Below are 26,613 nucleotides of genomic sequence, written 5' to 3'. Positions count from 1 at the left end.
GCGGCGACGACGGACGCGACCTCCGCCGGGTCGAGCGGGCGCAGGGCCGGTGTGGTGGCGAGCGCCTGGAGTGTTTGGTCCGTGGACGGGGTGCGTGGGCCGGTCCTCATGGAGCGAGCGTAGCGGCGGGGCGGACGGGAAGAGAGGCGGGGGAGGCGAACCGCGGGTCATTCAGCATCCAGGCAGGAGGGTGACACCTCCCGTCGCTGGACAGACACCGCCTCCTGCCACCGGTGTAGGACGGCCAGCATGCGGTCCCCATGGCGCCGCATCTGCTCGGGCGTCCAGGCACCCACCTCCACGTCCTTCGTCTCCGGGGCCGTGGTCAGCTCTGCCATGAGGTAGAACTTCAGGCTCTGGTCGTCAGCCTTGAACTGCCCGACCTTCGGGATGGGCATGAGGTTGTTCCGCCGGGAGTTCTCCGTTCGGGTCATCACGCACAGGTTCCCGAACTGGTCGACCTCCGCGGTCGGCAGCTTCACGTGGTCCGGGGACGGCTGAACCGGGTAGAAGTGCTCCACGGACGTCCGGTACCGGAACCTGAAGCCGGACGCACCCCGGGCAAGCGCCGACCGCTCCTCCTGGGCCAGCAGATCCAGGGTCCCGACGGCGGCGGACTCCGGGTACCGCTGCGCACTCCACAGGATGTAGTCGAGGACGTTGAACAGGAAGTTCGGCACGCGCGTGCCCCCGTGGGCCACGTCGTCCAGGTCGTACCGGGAGAGACGTTCGGCGGCGAGGGACTCGAGCATCACCGACATGCTCTGCTGTTCCTCGGGCACCTCGTCCAGCCACAGCAGGATCCGGAACAGGAAGTACTTGAACGTGCGCCGTGTGTCCGTGACCTGGAACATCGCCTGCAGAGCGCGGACCCGGTCCACACCGTCCTCGTCCCGGGCGAAGCTGGCGCGCGTGGAGAGTTGAGCCTTGCCGTTCGCTGAGGTGGTCCGGCGGTACGCCTGCTCCAGCACCCAGTTCTCCTCGTCCGGGGTGCCGGCGAGCGTGGCCCGCGTGCGGATCACGTAGGTGTCGAACAGCAGCCGGAGCTTGATGAGCCGGAAGGCGAAGCGCCTGGAGAACTCCGCCGCGTCGCATCCGCCGCGCTCGGCGCGCTCTCGTGCGTCGGCGAACTGACGCAGCAGGTCCTTGTCGTCCAGCCGGACGGGGTCGGTGTCCTCACCCCACCGCTGGCGGGGAAGCTGGTCCTGGTCGTTCACGGACATGACCTTCAGGACCTGCAGCAGCAGGTTCGGGAAGTCCACGATGCTGCCGTAGGTGCCGTCGTCGTCCTCGTCCGTGCTGGCCCGGGCAGCTGCGGCCTCGGGCCGGACGTCGCCGGCCAGCACGTCCGCCAGGGTCCGCGGCTGCGGGGCACCGGTTCCGCCGCCGTCCCTCTGCTTCGCACCGTCGGACAGCAGGGAGTGCAGGCCGTCGAAGTCCTCACACTTCAGCTTGCACCAGTTGCGTCCGAAGAGCCGGCGCCGCTCGGCCGTGGTGAACTGCAGCTGCAGATGGCGGTCCAGGACGGCGCTGGCATCCCACACCCGGGCGAATGTCGAGTGCTGCTCCCGGGGTAGCTCCGCCATGAGCTGGGCCTTGAGCACCTCATGCTTGGCGAGCTGCTCGCCGCGGGTGTTCATGACCTCGAAGTAGTGGTTGAGATCCGTGCCCGGCGGCAGGGCCGTGCGCAGCAGGCGGACCCGGGTGAGCAGATGGTGCAGGTCATCGACCTCGACGACGACCTCTCCCTGCTCCTCGGGATCCGGACCGAGCCCGCGCACGAGCGCGGCGTGCATGCGGGCGGCGGCGCGCCGGATGCCGGCCACGGTGAGCCCCTCGATCACGTCGGCGAGCCGACGGCCGACGACACCGACGCCGTCGTTGCCCGCCTCCAGCAGGGCGTCCAGGTCCTCCTCGGCCTGCGGCCGTCCTTCGAACCTCAGACGGGGGACTGGCAGGTCCGAGACGGAGATGCCGGTGGGCAGTCCCGCCTCGCGCAGCGCCGCCCGGGCGACGGCGAAGAGGATCGTCAGGGTGGTGAGCCGCTGCTGGCCGTCCACCACCTCGTGGATCCGGCCGACCGAGTCTCGGCCGGTGTCCACGACCAGCGAGCCGATGTAGTAGTCCGTGTCCGTGGTCAGACGGGAGAGACGGACGTCCGCGAGCAGGGTGTCGATCTCCGCCTCGGTCCAGGCGTAGGCCCGCTGGTAGAGGGGGACGACGTACCGCTCGCCGTCGAGGATCTCGGCGATGGTGAGCGCCTCCGGGGCGGACGCCTCGTTCATGGGCGCACCTCCTGGTCCGTGGGGGTCGCGGTGCGGGCGTGGGGGGACAGGATCACCGTGACCGGATCGTCCGGGTCGAGGCGGTCACGGTCCTCCACGTCGTCGATCGTCGCCCGGTCCCGGCGCAGCAGCTCTGCCGGGTCGTGGGCCTGGGCGAGCAGGGCGAAGAGGTTCAGACGGTGCCGTTCGGGGACCCGCCCGTGCTGACCGAGGGCGTGGTTCTCGACCGAGCTGCGCTGCACGCGCCGCAGGGACGCCCGCAGCAGGAAGGCGTGGCGTGCCAGCAGGTCCGAAGCGTCCGCGAGGTCGTCCTCCCCGAAGCGGTCGGCGTAGGCGAGCAGGAGACAGCCGAACAGCAGACGCACGTAGCGGGCGCCGGTGCCGGTGTCCGCCCGGCGGACGGCGTCCAGCACCGCCTGCTCCCCCGCGCCTCGTTCGGCGCGCTGACGGTCCTCCGTCTCACGCACCGCCGGCTCCGCCTCCGCCACACCGAGGCGCCGGGTGAGACGGACGTAGTGCTCCACCATCCGGAAGAACATCTCCCCGTCGATGACCGGCAGGGTGAGCTGAAAGGGGTAGGGCAGGGCGGGGATCAGGCCCTGGTCGATCAGCCGCCGGTGGCGGGCCTCGAACTCCTCGACGTACGCCTGGGCCATGAGCACCGGATGAGCCCACCGCCGTGCGCGCTCCGGCGCGGAGGGGCGGACGCCCTTGAACGCGCCGATGTCCGCGGCCGCGAATCCGCCTGGCGGCAGAGCCTGTCCGGAGGACCAGCGCAGTGTGGGGAAGAGCAGGTCGCCGAAGAGGTGGCTGATCTCCGCCGGCGGGACGACCTCCCACCGGGTGACCGCCGCCAGGACGTCCTCGGCGGATGCCCGAGTGCCGGCGAACTCCCGCAGATGGTAGGCCTTGAGCAGGTCGGTGGGATCCAGGGCCCGGCCCCGGGTGTTCTGGGAGTCGAACATCTGGAAGGCCTCGTCCAGCGTGGGGACGGCCAACTGGATCACGGAGCAGCGGTGGAGGAAGAAGTCCGCGAACGCCTCCAGACGCGCGTGGCTCCACGCGCTGAAGATCCCGTCGAGGCGCAGCGCGTTCTCCCGCAGGCGCTGATCGGTCCGTCCGTCCCACCGTTCCGGCAGGGCGATGCCGGAGACCAGTCCCGTGACAAGGTCGCGCTGCTGCGAGTCCGCCGGCAGTGCGGTCGCCAGAGCGGCCGCCACCAGCCCGAAGGTCAGGTAGCGCTGCTGGCCGTCGACGACGTCCAAGTCCTCACCGTCCCGGTGCACGATGATCGACCCCAGCCGGTAGGCACCGGACGGACGGAACGTCTCGACGTCGTCGACCAGCTGACTGACCTGGACCGCTCCCCAGGAGTAGGGCCGCTGATACGACGGGATCTGGAGCTGGCGGTCCACCAGGAGCGCGCCGACGGTGACCACGGAGGCGGTGAGCCCCTGATGGTTGGGGTGGTCGCCGGGGCTGGGCGTTGAACGCACGGGGTCCATGGTGGGCACTCTAGGGGAGGCGATCACGAAGATCGTCCGCGATTCATTGGTGCTAGGCGATGCACGGGCCCGTCAACTGAAGCGCCCTCGGTTTCGTTGCGTGGCTAGGACGCAACGGGCCCTACATCGCGGTCGTGAGCGTAGGCGGCTTCGGCCTCCACCGGAGTGCGGTAGGCGCAGGCCCCGGTGACGGGTTCGACGCCGTCGGCCAGACTCTCCCGGCGGATCTCAGCGAGTACTGGGCATGACCCTATTCCGCACGGCATGCCCCAAACCTCTCCCGCAACGCGGTCAACCGTCCGGGTTTTCCGTCGCCTGTCCACGCGCCTGCTCCTGAAACCACAGAAGGGCCTCGATGAACCGGGCCCGGGAGTCCGGCGCAGCCAGCACCGCCGGTTTGACGTTCGGCCGCCGGCGCAGGACATCCGCCGGCAGATCGATGCCCGGAGCCCGGTTGAGGCGCCGCCGGAACTCCTCACGCAGCGCCTCGTCGGTGAAGGGCTCGCGGTTGGCCAGGTGCTGGAAGACGAGCTCGGCTCCGTACTTCGGATAGAGGACCACGGGCCAGATGTCAGGCTGACCAGGGCGGACCACGTTCAACGCGCAGCCGGCCGCCTCAGAATCGAAGTAGAGGACGTCCCCGCCGGCTCCGAACCACGCCTTCTGAATGTCGACGAAGGCCTCCACCCCCGCCGGATCGATCTCCTCGCGCAGACGGTCCACCCACCGGTCCCGCAGATGCGCACTGTTCCCCTCGACAGCCGTCGAGGCGGCCTCGTCCAGTTCGACGTCCAACCCCATCAGGTCGGCAAGTTGCACGGCGTCCAATCGTTGGGCATGGTCAGCTCGGCCGTCCGCTGAGAACCTCACCCCTTCGGCTTGCAGCAGCTCGACGGGGTCGTCGGTCCGGCCAGGCTCCAGCCACCGGAAGGACGGGGAGACCGTGCCCGCGGCCTGGAGCACGCGGTGGGCGTTCGGCATGGCCGTCTTCGCCACGAAGGCCCCCACAGGGACGGCGTGGCTTCCGATCAGACGCGCCAGCTCGCCGTAACTGGTCCACGCACCCTCCGGGATGGCGGCGACGGCGTCCTGGAGTGTCTGCCACGCGGTGTGCGCCACCCCTGTCGCCGCGACCTCCGACGGCGCAGGCCAGAGCGTGATGATTCGCTCGGCCAACGCCCGAGCGCGCTCCTCGATCTGCCGCGGCCCCCACTCTGGCTGCGCCGCGATCTCCTGGTTCAAGCGGATGCCGCTCCTGGCGAGCTCGGCGCGTTTGACCTCGAAAGGGCTGTTGCTGAGCTCGCTGTTGTACCCGGTGAGAGTCAGGTTGCCGAGGGTGTGCAGGAGGCCCGTATGGACTTCGCGGAGGTCCTGGCCGGCGCCGATCTGGCCGGCGAGGGCGTTCTCCCATTCCTCGGAGAGGGCCTGGGGCATCACGTGCTCGATGGTCGCCCGCTCCAAGGCGACAGGCTCCTTGCTCCCGAAGGACTCCTCGATCCAGCCGAGGATGAGCTTGCGGTGCGCGGCACGACCGGTCGTGTAGAACGGGCTGGCCACGACGGCCTGCCGGATCTGCTCATCGGAGGCGAAGTGCTTTCTGCCCGTGGAGAGGAACCGGTGGAGGGCATCGGCCGCGTCAGCCTGGTCCTTGATGGCCGAGGTGGCGGCGAGGAGCGTGGTGTTCAGTCCGTCCGAGTATCGGCCGAAGATCAGGCGCCGCACCAGATAGGACTCGAGGGACAGCAGGGCCCGCTCCACCTCCGCGGAGTCGATGTCGCCCGTGGAGCGACGCTCGAGCAGATGCAGAGTCACCGGGAACGTCGTGGTGGTCCCCCAGGCCCGGAGCCGTTCGAGGCGGAACCGCACGGCCGCGTCGGTCTCCTTCTCCGGCCGCAGCATGACGTCGTAGAGGCGCCCGAGGGCGAGGAAGCGCGCCACTTCATCCCGCACGTCCGCCTCGCCCTGGATCGCACGCATGCGGTGCTGCTGACCCGCGTAGATCTCCGTCTGGCGGGCTTTCGGGTCCTCCTGGACCAGGTCCAGCCAGAAGAGGGCCTCGAGCTCCTCGTTGGAGAGCAGCTCCTGCAGGGGCAGCCAGAGGGTGGTGTAGACCTCGTCGGCGCGGGTGGGCAGCTGCATGAAGAGGTAGTTCCGCAGCAGGTCGCCCTGAGTCAGCTTGAGTCCGGTGTTGTTGAGCGACTCGAAGATGCGGTGGGCGTTGTCGTTCTCGCCGGTGGTCACGGAGACGATGGACAGGCCGGCCACGACGGCGGACTCCACCTCCGCCGGGCTCAGCGATTCGGCCTCGCCGTCATGGTCAGAACGGGCGAGCCCGGCGAGCTTGGTGAGGAAGAACTGGTGGGCCTCGCTGATCCGCGACCCCTCCGCCGCATCCGGCGCGCGCTCGATTCGGCCCCGGTAGGCGGCGCGGTCGGCCTGGGTGGGCAGGACCTTGTACCGGAGGTCCCCCTCCTCCCACTTGTTGACCAGGTACTTCTCATTGACCCGATCGGCGTGCATGGCGCCTTCATGCTCGGCCCGGTGGTCCCGCACGGCGGCGAGAAGAAGGGTCAAGGTGGTGAGCCGCTGCTGACCGTCCACCACGAGCCACCGCTGGATCCCGCCGGGACCGTTGTCACGGAAGCCGGCGAGGACGAGCGATCCGATGAAGTGGGTGGCGCCGGGGTTGTCACGCCGGCGGTCGGCCACCTCCACCACGTCTTCCCACAGCCGCTGCCACTGCGCGCGCCCCCAGGAGTAGGTCCGCTGGTAGAGCGGCACCGTGTACTGGTACGAGCCCCCGAGGAGCTCCTGGAGGGTGACTTCACGTGCGGCGACCATGGCCTGAGCCTACTGAGCGCGAGACTGACCGCCGCAAGGCTTCCCCGAATGGTTTCGCTCCCTCCAGACTGTCCCCGCGTGACACCGCAAGAATGGAGTTGCGCACCCGACACCGTGCCACGGCTGCGGTTCGATCCATTCGCCCACTGACCCCCTGCAGGAGAGAGGATCGTCTTGACCGCCCACGACGACACCCTCGACCAGCTCCGCGCGTTCGTCGCCGAACGTGACTGGGCGCGCTTCCACACCCCCGCCAACCTCGCGAAGTCCATCTGCCTCGAGGCCGCCGAGCTGCTGGAGCACTTCCAGTGGACCGAGGACGGCGCAGACATGGCAGAGGTGCGGGACGAGCTCGCCGACGTGCTGACCTACGCGTTCCTCTTCGCAGACCGCATGGGCTGGGACGTGGACGGGATCGTGCAGGCCAAGCTCGTGAAGACCAAGGTGAAGCACCCGGCACCCCGCCGGCCCGAGGACGAGGCGCCGCAGGGCGCGGAGGAGGCAGCGACGTCGTGAACGCCCAGGAGAAGGACCCCGGCTACCGCCTCGAGACGCTCCCGTTCCGGGGCGCCCTACCCCCGGACGTGACCGCCGAGGCACAGCAACGGCTCGGCAACTGGCCGGCCGTCTACGTCATCGACAACACCAAGCAGGTGTACGTCGGCGAGACCACCAACACGCTCGTCCGGCGTCTGCAGCACCAGGCCGACCCCAAGAAGGCCGCGCTCACCACCATGCGGGTGGTGCTGCACGGGGAGTTCAACAAGTCCGCGGCGCTGGACCTGGAGTCCTACCTGATCCGGCTGCTCGGCGGGGACAGCGGCCGGCAGTCGCTCAACGGCAACCTCGGGCTGCAGGAGCACGACTACTACGACCGGCCCCGGTACCGGGAGATGTTCGAGGAGATCTTTGAGCGGCTGCGCGAGGAGCGCGTGTTCTCGCAGTCGCGGGACCAGATCATCAACAGCACGCTGTTCAAGCTCTCCCCCTTCAAGTCCCTGACGGCGGACCAGGAGCGCTCCTTGGCGGCCATCGTGGAGGGGATCGTGCAGACGGAGGCCCCCGACGCCGTCGGGCCCTTCGTGGTGCAGGGCGGGCCGGGCACCGGGAAGACCGTGCTGGGCGTGTTCCTCATGAAGCTGCTGGCCGACCTCGCCCTGCTCACCGAGGACCCGGACGAGACGGACCTGAGCACCGACGAGGCGTTCCACCCGATCTTCACGCGGGAGAACCACGAGCGTCTGCTGCGCCACCGGGTGGACCCGCAGGCCGAGGGGCTGACCATCGGCATCGTGGTGCCCCAGCAGTCCCTGCGGCGGTCCCTGAAGGCGGTGTTCAAGCACACCCCCGGCCTGCACCCGGACATGGTGGTGGACCCCTGGGACGTGGGCCAGAAGAAGTATGCGGAGAAGTACGACGTGCTGATCGTGGACGAGGCCCACCGCCTCAACCTGCGGGCCAGCCAGTCCAGCGGCGTGCAGAACGCGCTGTACCCGAAGATCAACGCGCACCTCTTCGGGGCGGACGATCCGCGGTACACGCAGCTGGACTGGATCGTGGACCGCAGCGTCCACCAGATCCTCCTGCTGGACCCGCGTCAGACCGTGCGCCCGGCGGACCTGGACCAGGCGACCGTGGGCGGTCTGCTCGAGCGCGCGCACACCGAGAAGCGGTTCCATGCGCTGACCTCGCAGCTGCGGGTGGATGCCTCGGACGAGTACGTGGAGTTCTTCGGTCAGCTCCTGCGCGGGGAGGACCCGGTGGCCCCGGGGCTGGGCGAGTACGACCTGCGCCTCTACCGCGACTTCCGGCAGATGCGGGAGGACCTGCTGGAGAAGGAGGCCGAGTTCGGTCTGGCGCGGCTGGCCGCCGGCTACGCCTGGCCCTGGATGAGCCGGGGAACGGCGAAGACGCCGGCCGTCCAGGACTGGGACATCGAGCTGGACGGCGTGCGTCTGCCGTGGAACCGGACGGACAAGGAGTGGGTCACCTCCTCGGACGCGGTGAACGAGGTGGGCTCCATCCACACGCTGCAGGGCTACGACCTCAACTACGCCGGGGTGATCATCGGTGAGGACCTGACCTGGGACGACTCGACGCAGCGCGTGGTCTTCCGCCGGGAGAACTACCACGACAAGCGCGGCAAGCGGGACAACGGCATGCTCGGGCGGACCTACTCGGACGAGGACCTGCGCGAGTACGTCATCAACGTCTACAACGTGCTGCTGACCCGCGGTGTGCGCGGCACGTACCTGTACGTGGTGGATGAGGGACTGCGAAAGCAGGTCGCCCGCTGGTTCCCCGGGATCGAAGAGCCGGGGACGGCGTGGGCGCCGTTCGGGGTGACCCCGGGCCGGCGGCCCGGGGACATCGGGCCGGTGGACATGGCGACGCCCCGGACCGAGGTGGCCGTCGCATCGGACGTGTTCCCGGGAGATGCCCGCGTGCCGTTGCGTGCAGGGGACAGCGCCGCCCGGCGACCGCGTCCCTGAAAACACGGGCGAGGCGAGGGAGGCGGCCGTTCCGACCTCCCCTTCCACTCCTCTTCTCCACATGGACAACTCCTCTTCTACAATTTGTCCATGATCGTGGATCAGGACGGCCTCGACGCCGCCGTCAACCGCATGCGCGCCGAAGGCACCGACCTCTGGGAGATCGAGGTGAAGCGTGCCGCCGACGGCGTTCCCGACGTCAGGGAGACCCTGTCCGCGTTCGCCAACATGCCCGCCGGGGGCTCCATCGTCTTCGGGCTGGACGAGGCCTCCGGCTTCGCTCCCAGCCTCGGGGTCCCGGCCGCAGAGGTGCGTCAGAAGGTGGCGAACTGGGCCCGCAAGGGGCTCGTTCCAGAGGTGCACGTCGACATCCTCGACCTCACCGTGGACGGCCGCCCCGTCATCGTCGTCGACGTCCATCCCCTGCCGTCCTCTCAGAAGCCTGCTCACGTCGGGCGGAGCGGACCGGCGTACTCCCGGTTCGACGACGGCGACTATCCGCTCTCCGAAGCCGAGGTGCAGCAGATCCTCGCCCGTCGGGAACGCCCCCGCGCGGACCTCGCTCCCGTCCCAGGGACCACCGCCGCCGACCTCGATCCTGACCTGCTCGATCAGTTCATGAGACGTGTCCGCCGGACCTCGCGCCGCCTCGCAGCGTTGGACGACGTCGGAATCCTGCGCGCCCGGCGAGTCCTCGCCCCGGACGGAACCGCTCTGACCAAAGCGGGCCTCTACGCCCTCGGCTACTACCCCCAGACGTTCTTCCCCCACCTGACCATCACGGCCGTCCGACACAGCGCCGTGCCGGGCCATCGCAACGCCGACCGCCAGGAGTTCGACGGGCCGATCCCCTCCCTGCTCACCGATGCCATGGAGTGGGTGATGCGCAATGTCCGCAGCACCGTACGCGAACGCCCCGACGGTCATCTGGAGGACCGGACGGAGCTGCCGGCCGTCGCCGTTCGCGAGCTCGTGGCCAATGCCCTGGTCCACCGGGACCTGTCGGATCACACCTCCAGTCGCGGCGTCTTCCTCCACCTCGACCACCGGCGGCTGCACATCGAGAGCCCCGGTGGCCTGTGGGGCATCTCCCTGCGAGAGCTGGGCCGCCCGGCGGGGAAGTCAGCGGTCAATGAACACCTCTATGACCTCTGCCAGATGATCAGCACGCCGGACGGCAGCCGCGTGATCGAGGGGGAAGGCGGTGGGATCGCCGCCGCCCGCACCGCGTTGCTGGAGAGCGGCATGCGACCACCTGAACTGCACGCGACAGAAGTCCGCTTCGTTGCCGACGTCCCCCGCGAAAGCCTCCTCTCCGAGGAGGATCTCGCCTGGGTGCGGAGCATCACCGGAGACGGGGTCCTCAGCCCGGTCCAGCGGTCTCTCGCCGTCGGCATGCGGCACGGCCGGGTCTGGACCAACCAAGACGTCCGAGACGAGTTCGGACTGGACTCGGTGAAGGCCCGCGAAGCCCTCCGCGGGCTGGTCCAGGCCGGCCTCGCCGAGACGGACGGGGAACGGCGCAGCACGCGCTACAGCCTCTCGCGCGCCGCCGGCGGGTCCACGCCTCGACGACGCATGCCCACCATCGTCGACATCCTCGAAGACACGGACGACGACGTCGCCACCACTCGCCCCTCCACAGCCCGCCGCCCGACCGCTGCGGCCCGAAACGGGGAGCTCCTTCTCCGCGCCCTCGAAGACGGCCCCCGAAGCGCTGCGGCCCTCACCGAGACCACCGGCCTCAGCCCACGCCAGGTCAGCTACGCCCTGAAGAAGCTGATCGAGCAGGACCACGTGCGGATGAACGGCCGGCAAGGGGCCCGCGGGACCACCTATGCCACGGCGCCGGAGTCATCGGCACATGAGCGCTGAGCTCAGCCCGAGCCGACCTCCGCGCTGCAGTGCCCACGCCTCGAATGCCCTTTGATGTCCTCCACGGTCCGGTACGTCTCGACGTCCTCGCACCGCGCGATGGGCGTCCTGCCGTCCTCCTGCGTGGGTGCGCACCCTCTGCCGCCCCTCCCCTGACGCCTCAGACGCCGGGCGCCTCCCCGGCCTCCCCCGGGTGCGGCATGGTGCCGTACACGTGCAGGGACGCCCCGTACCCCAGGGGCAGCCCGTGGCCCTGGGCCCAGCTGGTGAGCACCTCGATGGTCTCGGCGGCCGTCAGCTCCTGCACGCCCGTCACCAGGCCGTCGGGCGCGTTCTCGGCGTCTTCGCCGGCCCGGCCCCGCCCGATGCGCCAGTTGTAGGCCCCCACGTCCTCGAATCGCCGGGCGATCTCCACGAGGAACAGCCCGCCGCCGAGCTGGAGGGCCTGCGCGTAGCGGGTCACGGGATCGTCGTCCTCGAGGGTGAGGTGGTCCCGCGGGTCGACGGCGCGGTGCACCAGGTCCGCGATCCGCCCCACCCCGTCCAGCTGGTGCCACTCCCCCAGCTCACCGCGCTCCTTGAGCTGCCACCACAGGTCGGACGCCGAGGCCTCCTGCTCCAACCACTCCACGAACTCCCGAGGCGGCATGTCGAGGGCGCGTGCGGCGTCGTCGCGAGCGGCCGGCGCGGTGCCGGGTGCGGTGGTGGGGGCGAGGGAGGGCGCGGAGGCGGGGAGCGTCGTCATGGGCCCATCCCACCCCGGGTTCACAGTGCTGTCCAGACGGACACCGGGATCATCCGCGCCCCGCCGCCGGGCCGGACAGTGCCCACCCCTGACCCCACGTCTTCTCCCGCGCCATACCGGCCCGTCACCATCCCGATACCCGCGCCTGGGACCCTCGTCTCTCGTGAGCTCGCATCCCCCCTCCCCCACACACACGTCCCGCCGCACGGTCCTCACCACCGGATCGCTCGTCGTCGCCTCCGCCGCCCTGCTGGGCACTCCGGCGCGCGCCGCGGGCGTGCCGGACCCGTTCACCCTGGGCGTGGCCTCCGGCGACCCGTGGCCGGACGGGTTCGTCGTCTGGACGCGCCTGGCGGTCTCGCCCCTGGACCTCGACGGCCTGGGCGGCATGGGCCAGCGCGCCACCGACGTCGAGTACCAGGTGGCCGAGGACGAGCGCTTCACGCGAGTGGTGCGCTCCGGCGTCGTGACGACAGGCCCCGAGCAGGGCCACGCCGTGCACGTCACGCTCACCGGCCTCAAGCCCGGCCGCGAGTACTTCTACCGGTTCCGCGCGCTGGGGCACGTCTCGCGCGTCGGGCGGGCGGTGACCGCGCCGGCCTTCGGGGCGCACGCGGACCGGCTGCGGATGACCGTGGCCTCGTGCGCCAACTGGGAGCACGGCTACTTCACGGCCTACGGGCACATGGCCGCCGAGCGGCCGGACCTCATGGTCCACCTGGGCGACTACTACTACGAGCTCATGCCGTACGGGTACCCGGTCTCCTCCGGGGTGCCGCGCGCTCACAAGAACGGCGAGTCCCGCACCCTGGCGCAGTACCGCGCCCGCATGGCCCAGTACAAGACCGATCCGCACCTGCAGGACGCCCACGCGGCCGCCCCGTGGCTGGTGATCTGGGACGACCATGAGGTGGAGAACAACTGGGCGGACGAGACCCCGGAGATCTGGGACCGGGACTTCCTGGCCCGCCGCGCCGCCGCGTTCCGCGCGTACTACGAGAACATGCCGCTGCGCGTGAGCTCCATGCCCCGCGGGATCGACATGCAGCTCTACCGCCGCATCCAGTGGGGCGACCTCGCCACCTTCCACCTCCTGGACACCCGCCAGTACCGCTCGGACCAGGCCAACCTGGACCTGATCAAGGTGGTCGACGCCGACGCGCGCGACCCGCGGCGCAGCATCACCGGCGCCGCGCAGGAGGCGTGGCTCCAAGAGGGGTTCCAGACCTCCACCGCGCGGTGGGACCTGGTGACCCAGCAGGTGCCGTTCGTGCAGTACGACCGCACCGCGGGCCCCCTGCTCTGGGGGGACATGGACACCTGGGACGGCTACGTGGCCTCCCGCGAGCGCGTGGTGGACGCCTGGGTGCAGGCGGGCGTGCGCAATCCGGTGGTCCTGACCGGTGACATCCACGAGGCCTTCGCCTCGGACATCAAGCGGGACTTCAACGACCTCTCCTCGGCCCCCGTGGGCGTGGAGCTGATCACCACGTCCATCACCTCGGGCGGCGACGGCTCGGACTCCTCGACCCCTGCCCTCGCCTGGAATCCGCACATCAAGTTCAACAACGACCTGCGCGGCTATCTCAGCGTGGACCTGACGCCGGAGCTGCTCGAGGCGCGGTTCCAGGTCCTCGACTACGTCAGCGAGCTCGGCTCGTCGGTGCGCACGCGGGCCGTGTTCGGCGTCGGCGACGGCGAGCACCGCCTGCACCGGATCGCCTGAGCCGGCCGGCGTCGTCGTCAGCGGGGGCAGAGACAGCGAGCGGAAGGATTGTTCTGCCTTCCGCATGGGCGGCCCGACCGTGCGAGCCGATGGCGATGTCTCGGAAGATTGCTTCCGTTCTGGGTCCGATGTTGGCACACTGGCGCCTGCCCGACACCCCCGGGGACAGCACCAGAAGGATCCTTCCGCCCATGACCGCCACCTCTGACATCGGCCCCGCCCTGCGGGCCGCTCGCCGCCGACTCGGGCTGACCCAGCAGGAGGTCGCTGACCTGGCCGGTCTGTCCGACCGCACCGTGCGGGACCTCGAGAAGGGCTCCAGCAGCCCCAGTCTCGGGGCGGTCATCGCCGTCGCCACGGTGCTCGGCCTGCGGCTGGAGGTCACCGGGTGAGCGCCGCGGACCTGCCCGCGCTGCCGGAGCTCAAGCGCGCCACCGCCGCGGACGTGCACAAGGCGGGCACGCACGTGGCCACCCTGACCCGCTCCCCCGCGGGCGAGGTCACCTTCGCCTACCTGCCCGGACACCGGGGCGACGCCGTCGTCGGCTTCCAGCGGTGCCCGCCCTGCGAGCGGAAACGCTCCCAGCTCGCGTTTTGCGTCAGCGAAAACGACGGGGACGCGCGTGCTGCGTCAGCGAAAACGCCCCTCGCCCCCGTTCTACGCGAGCGAAAACGCAGCCTCGCTCAGACCTTGCCCTTGAGGAGCCGCTGCCAGTAGATCCTCGGCTGGCCGAAGCGGTCGAAGGCCGCCGTGCTCTTCCGCGGCTTCGTGACGTCCACGCCGGGGATCGAGCGGTCCTCAGAGCCGTCGCGGACGTGCTCGTCCAGGACCAGCTCGTCGCGGCCGACCATCACGGGGATCACGGTGTAGCCGTCGTACGTCTGCAACGGCTTCCCGGCGTCGGCGGCCTGGATGTTCTGCGCCAGCACCTTCACCTGCCGCCGCAGCGCGCCGCCGGAGGGGCGGGTGTCCAGCGCGGCGGCGTCGCCGAGGGCCCACACGTGCGGGTACAGCCGGTGGCGCATCGTCTCCGGGTCCACGGCGACCAGGCCCGCCGCCCCGCCGTCCTCCAGGCCCGCCTCGGTGATGAACTCGGGCGCGCGCACCACGGGCGTGATGTACGCGGCGGCCACGTCGTCGATCCGCTCGCCGGTGCTCAGCACCACCTCGCGGGCCGCGTGGTCCACGGCGTTCACCTCGGCGCCGGCATGCACGTGGATCCCGTACGCCGCGGCGGCCTCGGCGAGGGCGTCGTCGATGGTGTGCCGGTCCAGGATCCGGGCGTACGGGGTCACCAGGTGGACGTCCACGTCACCGAGGATCCCCGCCTTCTCCCACGCCGCGCACGCCAGGAACAGCGCCTTGAGCACGGTGCCACCGCACGACGACGGCTCGGCCGGCACGTTCGCCACCACGCGGTCCCCCGCGGTCACGCCCGCCAGCAGCTTCCGGGCGGAGTCCACGTACTCGGGCACGTGCGCGCTCGCCGCCCAGCCCGCGCCGTAGGCTTCGCGCAGCCCGTCGATTGCACCCCACCACGGATACAGCCCCGGGCAGAGCACCAGGTGGCGGAAGCCCACGCTCAGCCCCGTGAAGGTCACGGCGGTGCGCTCCTCCGGGTCGACGGCGACCACGTGGTCCGGGATCCACTCCACGCCCTCGGGGATGACGGCGCGCATGGGCCGCTCGAACGCCGCCATGTCCGCCTGCCCACCGGCGGCGTAGTTCAGCATCGGCCGGTAGCGGTGCAGCTGCGTGCCGTCCGCGACGCCGATCCGCCCCGCGCCGTCGCGAGCGAGCTTCGCGGCCAGGGAGATGCCGGCGTTGCCGCCGCCGACGATCAGGATGTCGTACTGCTCGGTCACGGGGTCCTCCCTGGGACGTGGGGGCGGCGGGCGCGGGTGGGACGGGGCGGGCCGCCGAGGCGGCTCAGAAGATGAAGCGGCCCAGGATGAACAGCAGCACGAACAGGGCCACCAGGCCCACGAGGACGCCGATCACGATCTTGCCCAGCGAGCGCTCGCCCGGCTGCTCGCGGTCCATGGCGTTGTTCGTGGGGCCGACGCCGGTGCCCTCGGCGGGCGGGGTGTCGCCGTCGATCGCGGCGCCGGTGCTCTCGCGCGAGGCGGCGGAGAGGTCCTGCGGGTCGGTGTCCCCGGAGGGCACGTCGCCCGGGCGGGCGGGGCGGGTGGGGTCGTTCGGCGTGGCGGCCATGAGGGGCTCCTTCGGTTCTGACCCGACGCACGGCCGGGGCGGGTGCTCGGCCAGTGCGCCGAGTCGTGGTGCAGACACTAGGGGGTGCCGGCCCCCGGGAACATCCCGGGGGCGCGCTCCTCCGCAGGTCAGAGCAGGCCGAGCCGCCCCATGAGCTCGCCGTGGCGCTCGAGGCCGGGGGCCAGGGCCTCGGGGTTCTCGCGGAACCAGCCGAGGTGGGCCTGGCGCACATCCGCGTCGGAGACGGGCTCGCCGCCGACCAGCCAGTGGTCCCGGGGCTCGACGTCCAGGCCCAGCGCATCCACGATCTGGCCCTCGATCGGGGAGAGCACGTGGCCCAGCAGCAGCCGGTCCGGCGCGCGGACCTCCTTGTCCACGCCGAGCTCGGCCAGCACCGCACGGGCCAGCTGCTCGAGCAGCGGGTTGTCCGGGTGGTTCGCCGAGTGGAAGCCCGCGCCGCGCTCGGCCGCCACCGCATCGGAGACCACCACCGTGCCGAAGCGCTCCTCGCGCTCGCGCAGCCGCTGCACGGACTCCTCCGCGAACCCGCGGATCGCCTCCGGCGACAGCGGCAGGCGGGGGGCGCCGTCGTCGTCGCCCTTGCCCGGGCGGCGCAGCGCGGCCGGCCACGGGATGAGGCCCTGCTCGGCGGCGGCCTCGGCCACGGTGCGCAGGTCGTGGTACGGCACTACGGGCGGGTCCTCCCAGGGGCGCTGCGGGTGGCGCAGGGTCACCTGCCACGGGAAGCGGGAGGTGTCGTAGAGGACGGGCACGCGGATCGAGCGGGCGCCGGCCGGGATGAGGGACTCGAGCTGGTCGATGCCCAGGGGCAGCCCCTGGTAGTCGTCGCGGACGGGCTTGACCACCAGCACGGTGGTCCGCTCGAGGAGGGCCAGCAGGTGCGGGAGGTCGTCCGGGCCGAGCTCGAACATCGGGGGCACGCGCACCGAGGCGGGCGTGCCGCCCTCCGCCTGGCCGGGCTCGCCGCACAGCAGGCGGCGCGTGGCCTCGGCCTGGCAGCCGCCCATCACCGTGAGGATGTCGCCCTCCGGCAGCGGCTCGAGGCCGTAGAAGTGCCCGTAGTGCCGACGACGGCCCTCGTCCGCGTCCCGGGCCTCCGAGGGGGCCCGCTCGGCCGCGCCGCGCGCGGGACCGGTGCCCTCCTCGGGCGCGGGGGCGGCGCCGTCGGCCGGGGCGGGGACGCCCTCGCCCTGCGGGCGCGCGTCCTCCTCGTGGCGAGCTGCGGTGCCGGTGGGCGGGGCGGTCTGGTCGACGTCATCGGGCGGCAGGGTGGTGCGCTCGGTCATGGCCCCATCCCACCACGGACGACGCCGGCCGGTCACCGGTGCGCGGCCTCGCCGGGGCGCGGTCAGGCGACGCGCCAGGGCTGGGTGCCGTGCTCGTGCCGGAACACCAGGGAGGTGCGGGTCGAGGCCACCGCCGGGTCCGCCGAGAGGTTCTCCAGGACGAATCGGGAGACCTCCGCGGTGTCCGCCACCGCCACGTGCAGGAGGAAGTCCTCCTCGCCGCCCAGGAAGAACACCTGCAGGACGCCGGGCATGGCCTGCATGCGCTCGAACAGCTCGGCCATCCGGTCCCGGGCGCCGGGCCGGATCCGCACCGAGATCAGGGCCACGAGCCCGCGGCCGAGCACGGCCGGGTCCACCTCCACCGTGAAGCGCTGGATGGCCCCGGCCTCCCGCAGCGCCCGCAGCCGGGCCAGGCACGTGGACGGGGCGATGCCCAGCTCCTCGGCCAGGGAGGCGTTCGTCCGGCGGGCGTCGGCGGCCAGCAGCCGGACGAGCCGCCGGTCGGTGGCGTCCCATGAGTGAAGATGCTTCATCCGGGGGTCCGTTCTGTGACGTGTGTTCCGACGATCACGTCCAGTTTGCCCTCTCTCACCGAAGATCCTGCGGATGATCCGCCGGGATGCCGTCAGGAACCGTAGATTCCGGGCCATGCTCATTGGAGTCCCCACAGAGATCAAGAACAACGAGCGCCGTGTCGGCCTGACCGCCGCTGGCGTCACCGAGCTCACCGGCCGCGGCCACCGGGTGCTGGTCCAGTCCGGCGCCGGCCTCGGCTCCGGCGTGCCGGACGAGGCCTACCGCGCCGCGGGCGCCGAGCTCGTCGACGGCCCGGACGCGCTCTGGGAGCGCGCCGAGACCGTGGTGAAGGTCAAGGAGCCGGTGGGCGAGGAGCTGACCCGCCTGCGCGGCGACCAGCTGCTGTTCACCTACCTCCACCTCGCCGCCGAGCCCGAGCTCACGTCCGCCCTGCTGGCCGCCGGCACCACCGCGATCGCCTATGAGACCGTCACCGCCCCCGGCGGCCGCGGCCTGCCCCTGCTGGCCCCGATGTCCCGCGTGGCCGGGCGCCTCGCGCCGCTGGCCGGCGCCCAGCAGCTGGCCTCCCCGGACGGCTCCGGCGTGCTCCTCGGCGGGGTGCCGGGCACGCGCAAGGCGAAGGTCGTCGTCGTCGGCGGCGGCGTGGCGGGCGAGAACGCGGCCGTGGTGGCCGCGGGCATGGGCGCGCGGGTGACCGTGCTGGACGTGGACCTGGAGCGGCTCGCGCAGATCGACGCCGTGCACCAGGGACGCATCGACACGCTCGCCTCCAACGCGCTGACCCTGACCGAGCAGATCGCGGACGCGGACCTCGTGATCGGCTCCGTGCTGATCCCGGGCGCGGCGGCCCCGAAGCTCGTGACGCGGGAGATGGCCCAGGCCATGCGGCCGGGCTCGGTGCTCGTGGACATCGCGATCGACCAGGGCGGCTGCTTCGGGGGCTCGAAGCCCACCTCGCACCAGGAGCCGACCTTCATGGACGGCGAGCAGGTGTACTACTGCGTCACCAACATGCCCGGCGCCGTCCCGCAGACCTCGACGGCGGCGCTCACCAACGCCACGCTCCCCTACCTGCTGCGCCTGGCCGACCGCGGCTGGCGCGAGGCCCTGGCCGCCGACCCCGGGTTTGCCCGCGGCCTGTCCACGCACGAGGGCGTCCTGACCCAGCCGGCCGTGGCCGAGGCGCTGCGCGGCGAGCTCGAGGACGTCACCGTGCGCGGAGTGGACGAGGTCCTCGCCGGCTGACGACGGCTTCGCGGCCGCCCGGACGGCCGGGCGGCGTCAGGCCCAACCGCCCCACCAGGCCTCGAGGTCCACGTCTGCGGGCACCGGGGCCCACCCCAGGCGCGACGCCGGCACGCGCCACACGCGGCCCGGCCCGCCGCCGCGCCGACCCCGCCAGCGGGCGCGGGAGGAGGTGAGCGTCGCCAGGACGGGACGGGCGCCGTCGTCTCCCGCGCCGTCGTCGGGCGCGCCGAGCACCTCGACCCGTTTCACCCCGGCCCGCTCGATCCGCAGCAGCCAGTCCGCAGCGCGGGTCGGATCGGGGCGCTCGCCGCGGCCGGCCGGGCGCAGGGGCACACGCACGTCCACGTCCCAGTCGGGCACGGCGCGCACGCCGGCGAGGTCCCCGCGCGCCGGCGGGTCGGGCAGGACGTCGTCGCCCGCACCATCCCCCTCGACCACCGTCACCCGCGGGTCGGCGAGCGCGGCCCGAGCGGCGTCGGAGGCCAGCCCGGTCACGGTCACGCGGGCGCCGGGGAACGCCTGCAGCGCGGCGTCCACGCCGACCACCGCCGCCGCCTCTCGGCCCTCCTCCGGCGCACCCTCCGCCCGCACGCGCACCGCCGCCCGCTGCGGGCCGACCAGGGCCAGGCTGTGACCGCGGGCCGTCGGCGCGGTGATGCGGGAGGCGAGCACGAGGGCCTCGCGCTGCTTCACGGCGCGCGCGGCGGCCGGGTCCTCGCGGCCGCCGAAGTCCTCCCCGGCCTGCCAGGCCACGGCGGCCGGCTCGTGGCGGAACGTCCCGCCCACGCGCCAGAGCCGGTGCGCCAGCTCCCAGTCCTCCCCGCCGTAGCCCACGAACGCCGGGTCGAACCCGCCGGCGTCCTCGTAGACCTCGCGCGCCACGGTGAGCACCGCGGAGATCACGAACCGGTAGGAGGTCGCGTCCGTCACCGCCAGGTCCCCTGAGGCCGCGTAGGCCTCGCGCAGCCAGGCCGGCTCCTCGAGCAGGTCGGCCTCCGGCACGGGCTCGCCGGGCCGCCAGCCCGCGGCCACCCTCTCGGGCCGCAGATGACGACGCCGGCCCACCACCACCGCGTCCCCGCTCGCCGCGGGCGCGGCGCACGCGGCGCTCAGGTAGCCGGGCTCGGGGAGCATGTCCCCGTCGAGGAACGCCAGCACCCGCCCCTCCGCGGCGCGCACGCCGAGGGCGCGGGCGGCGGCGGCGCGGAACCCGCGGTCCTCGTGGCGCACCACCACGGCATCGAACGGCAGGTCTGCGGGAAGGACGGGGGGCTCGGGCGAGCCGTCGTCGGCCACCACCAGCTGCAGGCGGGAGGCGGGGTGGTCCTGCGCGGCGAGCGCGGCCACGAGCCGGTCGAGGTCCGTCTGGGCCCGGTAGTAGGGCACCACCACGGACACCTCGGAGGCCTCGGCGGCGACCCCGGCGGCCCCGGGGACGGGCCCCTCCCCGGTCCGTCCCGCGTCGGGACCGGTCCCGCTCACCGCCACCCGTGGACCTCGCCGAGGGCGCGGGCCAGGAGCCACGCGCACTCGGCGGGGCCGGGCTCGAGGCTGGTGCCGGGGGCTTGCCATGTCCGGGCGGGCAGCTCGCGGGCCTCGGCGATCGCCTCGGCGAGGGCGAAGCCGATCCCGGAGCCGCCCACGGGGGTGATGCGCAGGGTGCCGGGGCGCAGGCGCGCCATCTCCTCGTTGTAGCGGCCGGCGGGGACGATCGGCCGGCGGCCCACGGACATCCAGGAGGCCAGCGAGCCGGAGGCGGAGACGTTGTGGTGCGCGGCCAGGGGGACGCCGGCGGCGCACAGCAGCCGGTCGATGAGCTCGTCCGGGACGAACCCCGTGACGCGGAAGTCCAGGTCGGCGGCGCGGGCGCGCTCGGTCAGCTCCACCACGAGGTCCTCGTGGCGCGCCGCCACGGGCCCGAGCGCGGTGACGCGCCGCGGGTGGCCCGCGCCGGGGCCCCACTGGCGGTCCAGCTCGGCGAGGGCGTCGATGGCCTCGGCGTGGCCCTTGCCGGGGTAGAGGTGACCGAAGATCACCACGTCGTCCTCGATCCCGGCGTAGGCCTCCGGGAGGGGCTCGGAGGTGTCGGGGCCGTCGGTGCGGCGGTCCTCCACGGGCAGCGGCACCACGTGGGCGGGCACGTCCACGATGTCCCGCAGCAGGGCGCGCTCGTGCTCGGAGGAGACGACGACGCCGGCCACCTCCCGCGCGAGCCGCGCGTAGGCCTCGGCGCGGGCCTCGAAGCGGGCCTGGCCCTCGGCCGGCTGGGGGACGTCGTGCAGGGTGACGGTGGCGCAGTCCGGCAGCGTCCGGGTGAGCGCGTCCGCGGCGGCGGCGGGGGTGGGGCCGAACAGGGCGTCCGTGACGTCCAGGTGCATGGCCCGGCCCTCGTCGCACGCCCGCTGCAGGGCGGGGGCGAGGCTGACGAACGCGGTGACGTCCTCGGCGTGGAGCGTCTCCACCTCGAGGCCGACGGCCTCCAGCGCCTGCGCCGTCTGCCGGCCGTGTCGGACCACCCCGTGGCCCTGCGGCCCGACGCTCAGGTAGAGCACCCGTCCCTGCTCGAGTGGCGGCATGCCGGCCCGTCCTTCCCTCGCCTCCGGTGCGCGGCGCGGGCATGGCCTCGTGCTGCGCGACATTCCCTGTCAGCCTAGACCTCCGCGGCCCGTACCCGCGCGTCGGCGGGCCACGGAGCCGGACCGGCCCGCCCGGGGCCGGGTCCGTGCGATCCTGTCCGGACGGGCCGCGCCGGCCCGCGCCGGCCCCCGCCCCGACCACCCCGCCCCGTCCCCTCCCGAGAGGCCCGCACCGCCAGTGAGCATCACCGTCCAGCACGTCCCCGCGGGACACCCGTACCCGCGCTCGGTCCGGCCCCTCGAGGAGCAGGCGGCCGGCGACGTCGTCTTCTGGCCCGACCCGCCCGTGCCCGGCGCGCCCGCGCACCAGTGGTGGCCGCCGCAGGCCCTGACGGCGGACTGGCTGCGGGAGCACCGCCCGGACGTGCTGCACGTGCACTTCGGGTTCGAGCACTTCACGGCCGCCGAGCTGGCCGAGGCGCTCGAGGCCCAGCACGCGCACGGCGGCGCCGTGGCGGTGACGGTGCACGACCTGGAGAACCCGCACCTGACCGACCAGGATCCGCACCGGGAACGGCTGCGGGTGCTGCTGGAGCACGCGGACGCGGTCTTCACCCTCACCCCCGGCGCGGGCGAGGCCGTGGCCCGCGACTACGGCGTCCGCGCCCTCGTGGTGCCGCACCCGCACATCGTGCCGCTGGAGCGCATCGCCGTCCTCAACGTCGACGGCGACGCAGCCGCCGACGCCGGCGCCGAGGGCGAGCCCGCCCGCGCGCCGGAGCCGGTGCCCGGCGTCGACCGTCCGGCCCGGATCCTGGTGCACGCCAAGGACCTGCGCGCGCAGGTGGACCCGGTGGGCCTGCTGCCGGTGCTCGCGGCCGCCGTCAAGGAGCTGGAGGGGGCGGGGACGGACGTGGAGATCGTGATCGACGTCCAGGACGGCGTCCGGGACGCGGCCGCGCTGGAGGCCCTCGAGGCCGGCGCGGCCGAGCACGGCTTCACGCTGTGGCGCCACCCCCGGCTGACCGACGAGCAGCTGCACGAGACGCTGCGTGCCGCGGACGTCTCCGTGCTGCCGTACCGGATCGGCACCCACTCGGGCTGGGTGGAGATGTGCCGGGACCTCGGCGTGCCGGTGGCCGTGGCGGACGTGGGGCACATCGCGGACCAGGCGCGCGCGTGGCGCCGGACGGACGTGCTGGCGGTGTTCGACCCGGCCGAGCCCTCCTCCCTGGCCGCGGCCCTGTCCGGGCTCGTGGCGGCGCGGGTGGGGCTGCGCTCGGCGCCCGCCGCCTACCGGGCCGCGCAGCGCCGCCGGGTAGCCGCCGCGCACGTGGCCGCCTACCGCACCGCCCTCGCCCGTCACCGGGGCTGCGCCGCCACGGTGTCCGCGCTGGTCATCACCGGGAACCGAGACGCCCACCTGGCGCGCGTGCTGCGGGGCCTCGAGCGCTCCTTCCGCCGCCCGGACCAGGTGGTGGTGGTGTTCATGGGCCAGCCCGAGGGCGACGTCCCCGCCACGGACCTGCCCGTCACGGTGGGCCACGTGCCCGCCGGGCACGGCCTGCCGCTGGCCGCGGCCCGCAACGAGGCCGCCCGCCTGGCCACGGGGGACGTCCTCGTGTTCCTGGACGTGGACTGCATCCCGGCCGCCGACGCCGTCGGGATCCTGACCGCGGAGGTCGCCGCGCACCCCGGCGCGCTCGTGATGGGCACCCCCCGCTACCTGTCCCCGGACTGGCTGGACTCCCTCGCCGCCGCGGGCGTGGCCGCGGACCCTGAGCTGCCCGGCCGCGCCCCCACGGACGGGGACCTGCGCACCCGCTCCGTGCTGCACGCCGGCCGCGCGCACCTGCGCCCCGGCCCCTCGGACGAGTGGCATCTGGTGTGGACCCTGGTGATGGCCGTGGGCCGGGCGGACCTGGCGCGGATCGGCGGGTTCGACGAGGGCTTCTCCGGGTACGGCGCCGAGGACACGGACCTGGCCTTCCGCGCCCGCGACGCCGGCCTGCAGCTGCGCATGAGCCCCGCCGAGGCCTTCCATCAGCACCACGGCGTGCACCGACCGCCGCTGCACCACGTGGCGGACATCGTGGTGAACGCCCGGCGCTTCCGCGAGCTGCACGGGGTGTGGCCCATGGAGGGCTGGCTCGGCGCGTTCGCCGAGCGGGGCCTGATCCGCTGGTCCCCGGCCGGGGACGAGCTCGAGCTGCTGCGCGAGCCCACCGAGGACGAGGTGGCCGCCGCCCGCGTGGCGGACGCCGCCTACTGAGCCCCGGCGGCCGGCCGCACGGCGAGGACCGGCCCGGTCAGCGCCGCTCGGCCGCGGCGGCGGTCTCGAGCACGCGCCGCCATGCGCGGGCGTACTCCGCCGGCGGGGTGAGCAGCGCCGCGGCCATCCGGTCCGCGGCGGCGGGCTCGCCCAGGGCCCGGCCAAGTGCGCCGGCCCAGTCCGCCGCCGGATCCTCCCACGCGCACCACGGCACGCCCGCGGCCCGCTCCACGGCCTCGGCGAACCGAAGCTGCTCGGCGAACGGCCGGGCCTCCGGGGCCAGCACCACGGGCCGCCCGCACCGGGCGGCGTCCACCGCGGCGTTGTGCCCGGCCGAGACCACCACCGCGTCGGCGCCGACGAGGGCCGCGGCGACGTCGTCGGTCCATCCGTGCAGCGTGAGGTTCGCCGGGAGCGCGGGGCCCCCGCCGGCGTCGGGATCCGGAGCGTCCCGCACCGGGCCGATCACGTGCCAGTCGGCACCGGGCGTCTGCCGGGCGGCACGGGCCAGGTCCGCGACGGCCACCCCTCCCCCGCCGGTGCCGGTGACGGCCACCACGCGCGGGGCGGCACCCGAGGACGCCGTCCCGTCCGCGTGCAGGCCCACGCCCTCCTGCGCGGGCCGCGCGGCCCGGCCGAGCCGGCCGTCCACGTCCGGGACGCCCAGGTGCACGGTGCGCCCACCGAACTCCGCCTGCCACGCCGGATCCTCGAGGGGCTCGCGGTAGTGGGCGAACAGCGCGTCCGCCTCCGCGTACACCAGCCGGTGCGCGGCGTCCGTGCGGTCCCCGTGCATGCGCCGGTGCGCCACCGGGAAGCCGGCCAGGCGCAGGAACAGCGCCGCCTCCACGGACACGTCCACCACGCACACGTCGGGGCGGACGCGGCGGGCGGCGTCGTGCAGGACGGCGAAGCGCTCGCGGATCGCGGGGCCCACCGGCGACCAGTGCAGGGGCGAGCGGGCCGGCTGGACGTGCCCCCCCACCAGGTCCGGGGGCAGGGCCACGGTGTCCGCGCCCGGCGGCAGCATCGACGCGGCGTCCGGGTGGGCGGTGGCCACGGTGACGTCCGCGACGTCGGCCCGCACCAGGTTCGCGGCGTGGCGGACGTGCCCCGAGCCGTGCTGGTGGGCGTAGTGCAGGACCGTGGGGCGGGGATCCGCGCTCACGCCGCCGTCCCGGGTGCCGCGGCGGCGCTCCCGGCCGACTCCTCGAGGTCCTCGCACGCCTGCTCGATCAGGGCGAGGTAGCCCTCCACCATGGTGTCCGCGCTGAACCGGCGGGCCCACGCGGCCACGCGGGAGCGGTCCCGGCGTCGGGCGTGGCGGATGGACTCGGCGAGCGCCTCGGCGGAGTGGTGCACGGCGAGGTCGCCGGCCTGCGGGGCCACGATCTCCCCCATGGACCCGGTCAGCAGCGCCGCCACGGGCACGCCGAGGGCCATCGCCTCCACCGTGGCCAGCCCGAACGGCTCGGCCCACAGCGGGGTGGCCAGGAACACCTCGCCGGTGGCGAGCAGGTCCGGCAGCGTGTCGTGCCCGAGGTGGCCGTGGTAGACGACGTCGTCGCCCAGGCGCGGGCGGATCTTCTCCGCCATGTAGGCCGGGTCGGACACGGGCCCGGCCACGTGCAGCTCCATGCCGACCGCGCGGGCGGCGTCGATGGCCACGTGCAGGCCCTTCTCCTGGGTGATCCGCCCGGACCACACGGCGCGGCCCGGCACGGGGCGCTCGTCCGAGACCCAGTGGTCCAGGTCGATCCCGTTGGGCACCACCTCGACGCGCGGCAGGCGATGGCGCCAGGCGATCGCGTTGGACATGGACACCGAGGCCCAGCGGTGGTGCACGGGCGGGTGCCACCCGGGCGCGTCGGTCACGGCCAGCACGGGGGCGAGCGTGGCGGGGGTGTGCAGGACGGTGAGCATCGGCAGCGGGCCGAGCATCTGCAGCGGCGCGGGCGAGAGCGAGTTGTTGAGGACGGCGTCCGCGCCGGAGACGAGGATGCGCTCGCACGCGTCCGCGAGCGCCCGCTCCCGCTCGATCTCGCCGGCCTCGTCCGGGCCGGCGCCCTCGGCCGGCAGGATCGGCACGACCTCAGCGCCGGGCATGTCCGTGCCCTCGCGCCCGTACACCGTGACCTCGTGGCCCTGGCGGACGAGGTGCTCGACCGTCATGGCCGTGTGCATCTCGAGACCGCCCTCGTAGGGCGATCGGATGGGATGCAGCGGGTGGGTGACGACGGCGAGGCGCACGGTGACTCCTTTCCGGCCCCTGCGGGCGTCGGAGGCCGGACCGGAGGGATGGCCCGGTCGCGGTGGCGGGATCCCAGGGGTTGACCTGGGCCGACCGCGTTCTGCGGTACCCGCCGACTGTACGCCGGGGGCGGGGGGTCGGGAAGAGACCGGACACCCGTGCCGCGGTGGGCGGGAGGGACGACGAAGGCCCGGGCGGAACCACCCGGGCCTTCTGTGCTGTGGAGCTAAGGGGAATTGAACCCCTGACCTTTTCATTGCGAACGAAACGCTCTACCAACTGAGCTATAGCCCCAGGCGTCGGATCGCTCCGACGGCACCCCAGGATCATACGCGCTCCCCGCGCCCAGGTCCAAATGCCCCCAGCGCGGGGCGGTGCGGCGAGCGGGTCCGCCGTCGGCGCGCCAGGACCAGGGCGATCCCCGTCCCGAGCGCCACCCCGACGACGTCGGCCGCCACGTCCGCCGGGTCCCCCGACCGCCCCCGGGCGAGGGCGGCCTGCAGCGCCTCGCTGACGGGCGCGTGGACCAGGAGCACGAGCGCCGGCCACAGCCGGCGGACCAGCAGGACCGCCAGCAGGGCGGGCACGCCGAACGCGGCCACGTGGACCAGCTTGTCGAGGCCGGGGACCTCGAAGGCCGGTGCCGGCACGTCGTCGCCCGGGAGGTAGAGGACCAGCAGGTGGGCGACCAGGCTCAGGGCGAGCAGGACGGCGGTGAGGGGGCGGGGCACGGGT

Annotated in this window: 20 protein-coding genes and 1 tRNA gene; 7 read left to right on the top strand and 14 right to left on the bottom strand. The window is 73.3% G+C overall.

Annotated features, from left to right (window positions below; genetic code table 11):
* Window positions 1-167: 167 nt before the first annotated feature.
* The 3 genes from Q4D18_RS01110 to Q4D18_RS01100 all read right to left on the bottom strand — a co-directional run bounded on the left by Q4D18_RS01110 (window position 168) and on the right by Q4D18_RS01100 (window position 6,631).
* Complete coding sequence (locus Q4D18_RS01110) at window positions 168-2,285, bottom strand: DUF262 domain-containing protein (RefSeq protein WP_303124949.1); 2,118 nt, start codon at window positions 2,283-2,285, stop codon at window positions 168-170.
* Window positions 2,282-3,790 (bottom strand): DUF262 domain-containing protein, encoded by a 1,509-nt coding sequence (locus tag Q4D18_RS01105; protein WP_303124947.1) that lies wholly within the window; start codon window positions 3,788-3,790, stop codon window positions 2,282-2,284. The genes Q4D18_RS01110 and Q4D18_RS01105 overlap by 4 nt, the downstream gene beginning before the upstream one ends.
* 291 nt (window positions 3,791-4,081) lie before the next feature.
* Window positions 4,082-6,631: a DUF262 domain-containing protein gene (locus tag Q4D18_RS01100; protein WP_303124945.1), complete on the bottom strand. Its 2,550-nt coding sequence runs from the start codon at window positions 6,629-6,631 to the stop codon at window positions 4,082-4,084.
* A gap of 174 nt (window positions 6,632-6,805) precedes the next feature.
* On the opposite strand from Q4D18_RS01100, the gene Q4D18_RS01095 reads away from it, so the two are divergent.
* The 3 genes from Q4D18_RS01095 to Q4D18_RS01085 all read left to right on the top strand — a co-directional run bounded on the left by Q4D18_RS01095 (window position 6,806) and on the right by Q4D18_RS01085 (window position 10,998).
* Entirely contained in the window at window positions 6,806-7,147 is a 342-nt protein-coding gene (locus tag Q4D18_RS01095) for a nucleotide pyrophosphohydrolase (protein WP_303124943.1), read from the top strand.
* On the top strand, window positions 7,144-9,123 hold the full coding sequence (locus Q4D18_RS01090) for a DUF2075 domain-containing protein (RefSeq protein WP_303124941.1): 1,980 nt from the start codon (window positions 7,144-7,146) through the stop codon (window positions 9,121-9,123). The genes Q4D18_RS01095 and Q4D18_RS01090 overlap by 4 nt, the downstream gene beginning before the upstream one ends.
* Window positions 9,124-9,213: 90 nt before the next feature.
* Window positions 9,214-10,998 (top strand): RNA-binding domain-containing protein, encoded by a 1,785-nt coding sequence (locus Q4D18_RS01085; protein ID WP_303124939.1) that lies wholly within the window; start codon window positions 9,214-9,216, stop codon window positions 10,996-10,998.
* Window positions 10,999-11,158: 160 nt separating this feature from the next.
* On the opposite strand, the gene Q4D18_RS01080 is transcribed toward Q4D18_RS01085, so the two are convergent.
* Window positions 11,159-11,743 carry a hypothetical protein gene (locus Q4D18_RS01080; RefSeq protein WP_303124937.1) on the bottom strand — a complete coding sequence of 195 codons (585 nt, stop codon included), beginning with the start codon at window positions 11,741-11,743 and terminating at the stop codon, window positions 11,159-11,161.
* Window positions 11,744-11,906: 163 nt separating this feature from the next.
* Here Q4D18_RS01080 and Q4D18_RS01075 point away from each other — a divergent pair, with 163 nt between their 5' ends.
* Window positions 11,907-13,469, top strand: a complete 1,563-nt coding sequence (locus Q4D18_RS01075) for an alkaline phosphatase (protein ID WP_303124935.1) — start codon at window positions 11,907-11,909, stop codon at window positions 13,467-13,469.
* A gap of 191 nt (window positions 13,470-13,660) precedes the next feature.
* Complete coding sequence (locus Q4D18_RS01070) at window positions 13,661-13,861, top strand: helix-turn-helix domain-containing protein (RefSeq protein ID WP_303124933.1); 201 nt, start codon at window positions 13,661-13,663, stop codon at window positions 13,859-13,861.
* A gap of 292 nt (window positions 13,862-14,153) precedes the next feature.
* On the opposite strand, the gene Q4D18_RS01065 is transcribed toward Q4D18_RS01070, so the two are convergent.
* The 4 genes from Q4D18_RS01065 to Q4D18_RS01050 all read right to left on the bottom strand — a co-directional run bounded on the left by Q4D18_RS01065 (window position 14,154) and on the right by Q4D18_RS01050 (window position 17,527).
* Window positions 14,154-15,335, bottom strand: coding sequence for an FAD-dependent oxidoreductase (locus Q4D18_RS01065; RefSeq protein WP_303124931.1), 1,182 nt, complete (start codon window positions 15,333-15,335; stop codon window positions 14,154-14,156).
* 64 nt (window positions 15,336-15,399) lie between these two features.
* Window positions 15,400-15,684 carry a DUF6480 family protein gene (locus Q4D18_RS01060; protein ID WP_303124929.1) on the bottom strand — a complete coding sequence of 95 codons (285 nt, stop codon included), beginning with the start codon at window positions 15,682-15,684 and terminating at the stop codon, window positions 15,400-15,402.
* Between the two features lie 128 nt (window positions 15,685-15,812).
* Window positions 15,813-16,991, bottom strand: a complete 1,179-nt coding sequence (locus tag Q4D18_RS01055) for a WcbI family polysaccharide biosynthesis putative acetyltransferase (RefSeq protein WP_303124927.1) — start codon at window positions 16,989-16,991, stop codon at window positions 15,813-15,815.
* A gap of 62 nt (window positions 16,992-17,053) precedes the next feature.
* Entirely contained in the window at window positions 17,054-17,527 is a 474-nt protein-coding gene (locus Q4D18_RS01050) for an Lrp/AsnC family transcriptional regulator (RefSeq protein WP_303124926.1), read from the bottom strand.
* Window positions 17,528-17,642: 115 nt separating this feature from the next.
* On the opposite strand from Q4D18_RS01050, the gene ald reads away from it, so the two are divergent.
* Complete coding sequence (gene ald, locus Q4D18_RS01045) at window positions 17,643-18,776, top strand: alanine dehydrogenase (RefSeq protein WP_303124925.1); 1,134 nt, start codon at window positions 17,643-17,645, stop codon at window positions 18,774-18,776.
* Window positions 18,777-18,812: 36 nt separating this feature from the next.
* Here ald and Q4D18_RS01040 read toward each other — a convergent pair whose 3' ends face one another.
* Both Q4D18_RS01040 and Q4D18_RS01035 read right to left on the bottom strand, forming a co-directional pair.
* Window positions 18,813-20,261, bottom strand: a complete 1,449-nt coding sequence (locus Q4D18_RS01040; protein WP_303124924.1) for a glycosyltransferase family 2 protein — start codon at window positions 20,259-20,261, stop codon at window positions 18,813-18,815.
* Window positions 20,258-21,355, bottom strand: a complete 1,098-nt coding sequence (locus tag Q4D18_RS01035) for a hypothetical protein (protein WP_303124923.1) — start codon at window positions 21,353-21,355, stop codon at window positions 20,258-20,260. The genes Q4D18_RS01040 and Q4D18_RS01035 overlap by 4 nt, the downstream gene beginning before the upstream one ends.
* A 238-nt stretch (window positions 21,356-21,593) precedes the next feature.
* Here Q4D18_RS01035 and Q4D18_RS01030 point away from each other — a divergent pair, with 238 nt between their 5' ends.
* Complete coding sequence (locus tag Q4D18_RS01030) at window positions 21,594-23,627, top strand: galactosyltransferase-related protein (protein WP_303124921.1); 2,034 nt, start codon at window positions 21,594-21,596, stop codon at window positions 23,625-23,627.
* 37 nt (window positions 23,628-23,664) lie between these two features.
* Here the strand turns inward: Q4D18_RS01030 and Q4D18_RS01025 are convergent, their stop codons facing one another.
* The 4 genes from Q4D18_RS01025 to Q4D18_RS01010 all read right to left on the bottom strand — a co-directional run bounded on the left by Q4D18_RS01025 (window position 23,665) and on the right by Q4D18_RS01010 (window position 26,609).
* Entirely contained in the window at window positions 23,665-24,795 is a 1,131-nt protein-coding gene (locus tag Q4D18_RS01025; RefSeq protein WP_303124919.1) for a glycosyl transferase, read from the bottom strand.
* Window positions 24,792-25,877: a glycosyltransferase gene (locus Q4D18_RS01020; protein WP_303124917.1), complete on the bottom strand. Its 1,086-nt coding sequence runs from the start codon at window positions 25,875-25,877 to the stop codon at window positions 24,792-24,794. The genes Q4D18_RS01025 and Q4D18_RS01020 overlap by 4 nt, the downstream gene beginning before the upstream one ends.
* A gap of 222 nt (window positions 25,878-26,099) precedes the next feature.
* Window positions 26,100-26,172: transfer RNA gene (locus tag Q4D18_RS01015), tRNA-Ala, on the bottom strand.
* Between the two features lie 32 nt (window positions 26,173-26,204).
* Window positions 26,205-26,609 carry a VanZ family protein gene (locus tag Q4D18_RS01010; protein ID WP_303124915.1) on the bottom strand — a complete coding sequence of 135 codons (405 nt, stop codon included), beginning with the start codon at window positions 26,607-26,609 and terminating at the stop codon, window positions 26,205-26,207.
* Window positions 26,610-26,613 lie beyond the last annotated feature (4 nt).

It is taken from the genome of Micrococcus sp., from assembly GCF_030523875.1.
Classification (GTDB): domain Bacteria; phylum Actinomycetota; class Actinomycetes; order Actinomycetales; family Micrococcaceae; genus Micrococcus.
Note: the sequence above shows the minus strand (reverse complement) of the source record. Positions and strands in the feature narration are given on the sequence as shown.

Coding starts and splice junctions, on each gene's coding strand:
- Q4D18_RS01100 (WP_303124945.1), bottom strand. CDS start 6,631: ATGGTCGCCGCACGTGAAGTCACCCTCCAGGAGCTCCTCGGGGGCTCG.
- Q4D18_RS01080 (WP_303124937.1), bottom strand. CDS start 11,743: ATGACGACGCTCCCCGCCTCCGCGCCCTCCCTCGCCCCCACCACCGCA.
- Q4D18_RS01110 (WP_303124949.1), bottom strand. CDS start 2,285: ATGAACGAGGCGTCCGCCCCGGAGGCGCTCACCATCGCCGAGATCCTC.
- Q4D18_RS01060 (WP_303124929.1), bottom strand. CDS start 15,684: ATGGCCGCCACGCCGAACGACCCCACCCGCCCCGCCCGCCCGGGCGAC.
- Q4D18_RS01055 (WP_303124927.1), bottom strand. CDS start 16,991: ATGACCGAGCGCACCACCCTGCCGCCCGATGACGTCGACCAGACCGCC.
- Q4D18_RS01050 (WP_303124926.1), bottom strand. CDS start 17,527: ATGAAGCATCTTCACTCATGGGACGCCACCGACCGGCGGCTCGTCCGG.
- Q4D18_RS01070 (WP_303124933.1), top strand. CDS start 13,661: ATGACCGCCACCTCTGACATCGGCCCCGCCCTGCGGGCCGCTCGCCGC.
- ald (WP_303124925.1), top strand. CDS start 17,643: ATGCTCATTGGAGTCCCCACAGAGATCAAGAACAACGAGCGCCGTGTC.
- Q4D18_RS01035 (WP_303124923.1), bottom strand. CDS start 21,355: ATGCCGCCACTCGAGCAGGGACGGGTGCTCTACCTGAGCGTCGGGCCG.
- Q4D18_RS01105 (WP_303124947.1), bottom strand. CDS start 3,790: ATGGACCCCGTGCGTTCAACGCCCAGCCCCGGCGACCACCCCAACCAT.
- Q4D18_RS01085 (WP_303124939.1), top strand. CDS start 9,214: ATGATCGTGGATCAGGACGGCCTCGACGCCGCCGTCAACCGCATGCGC.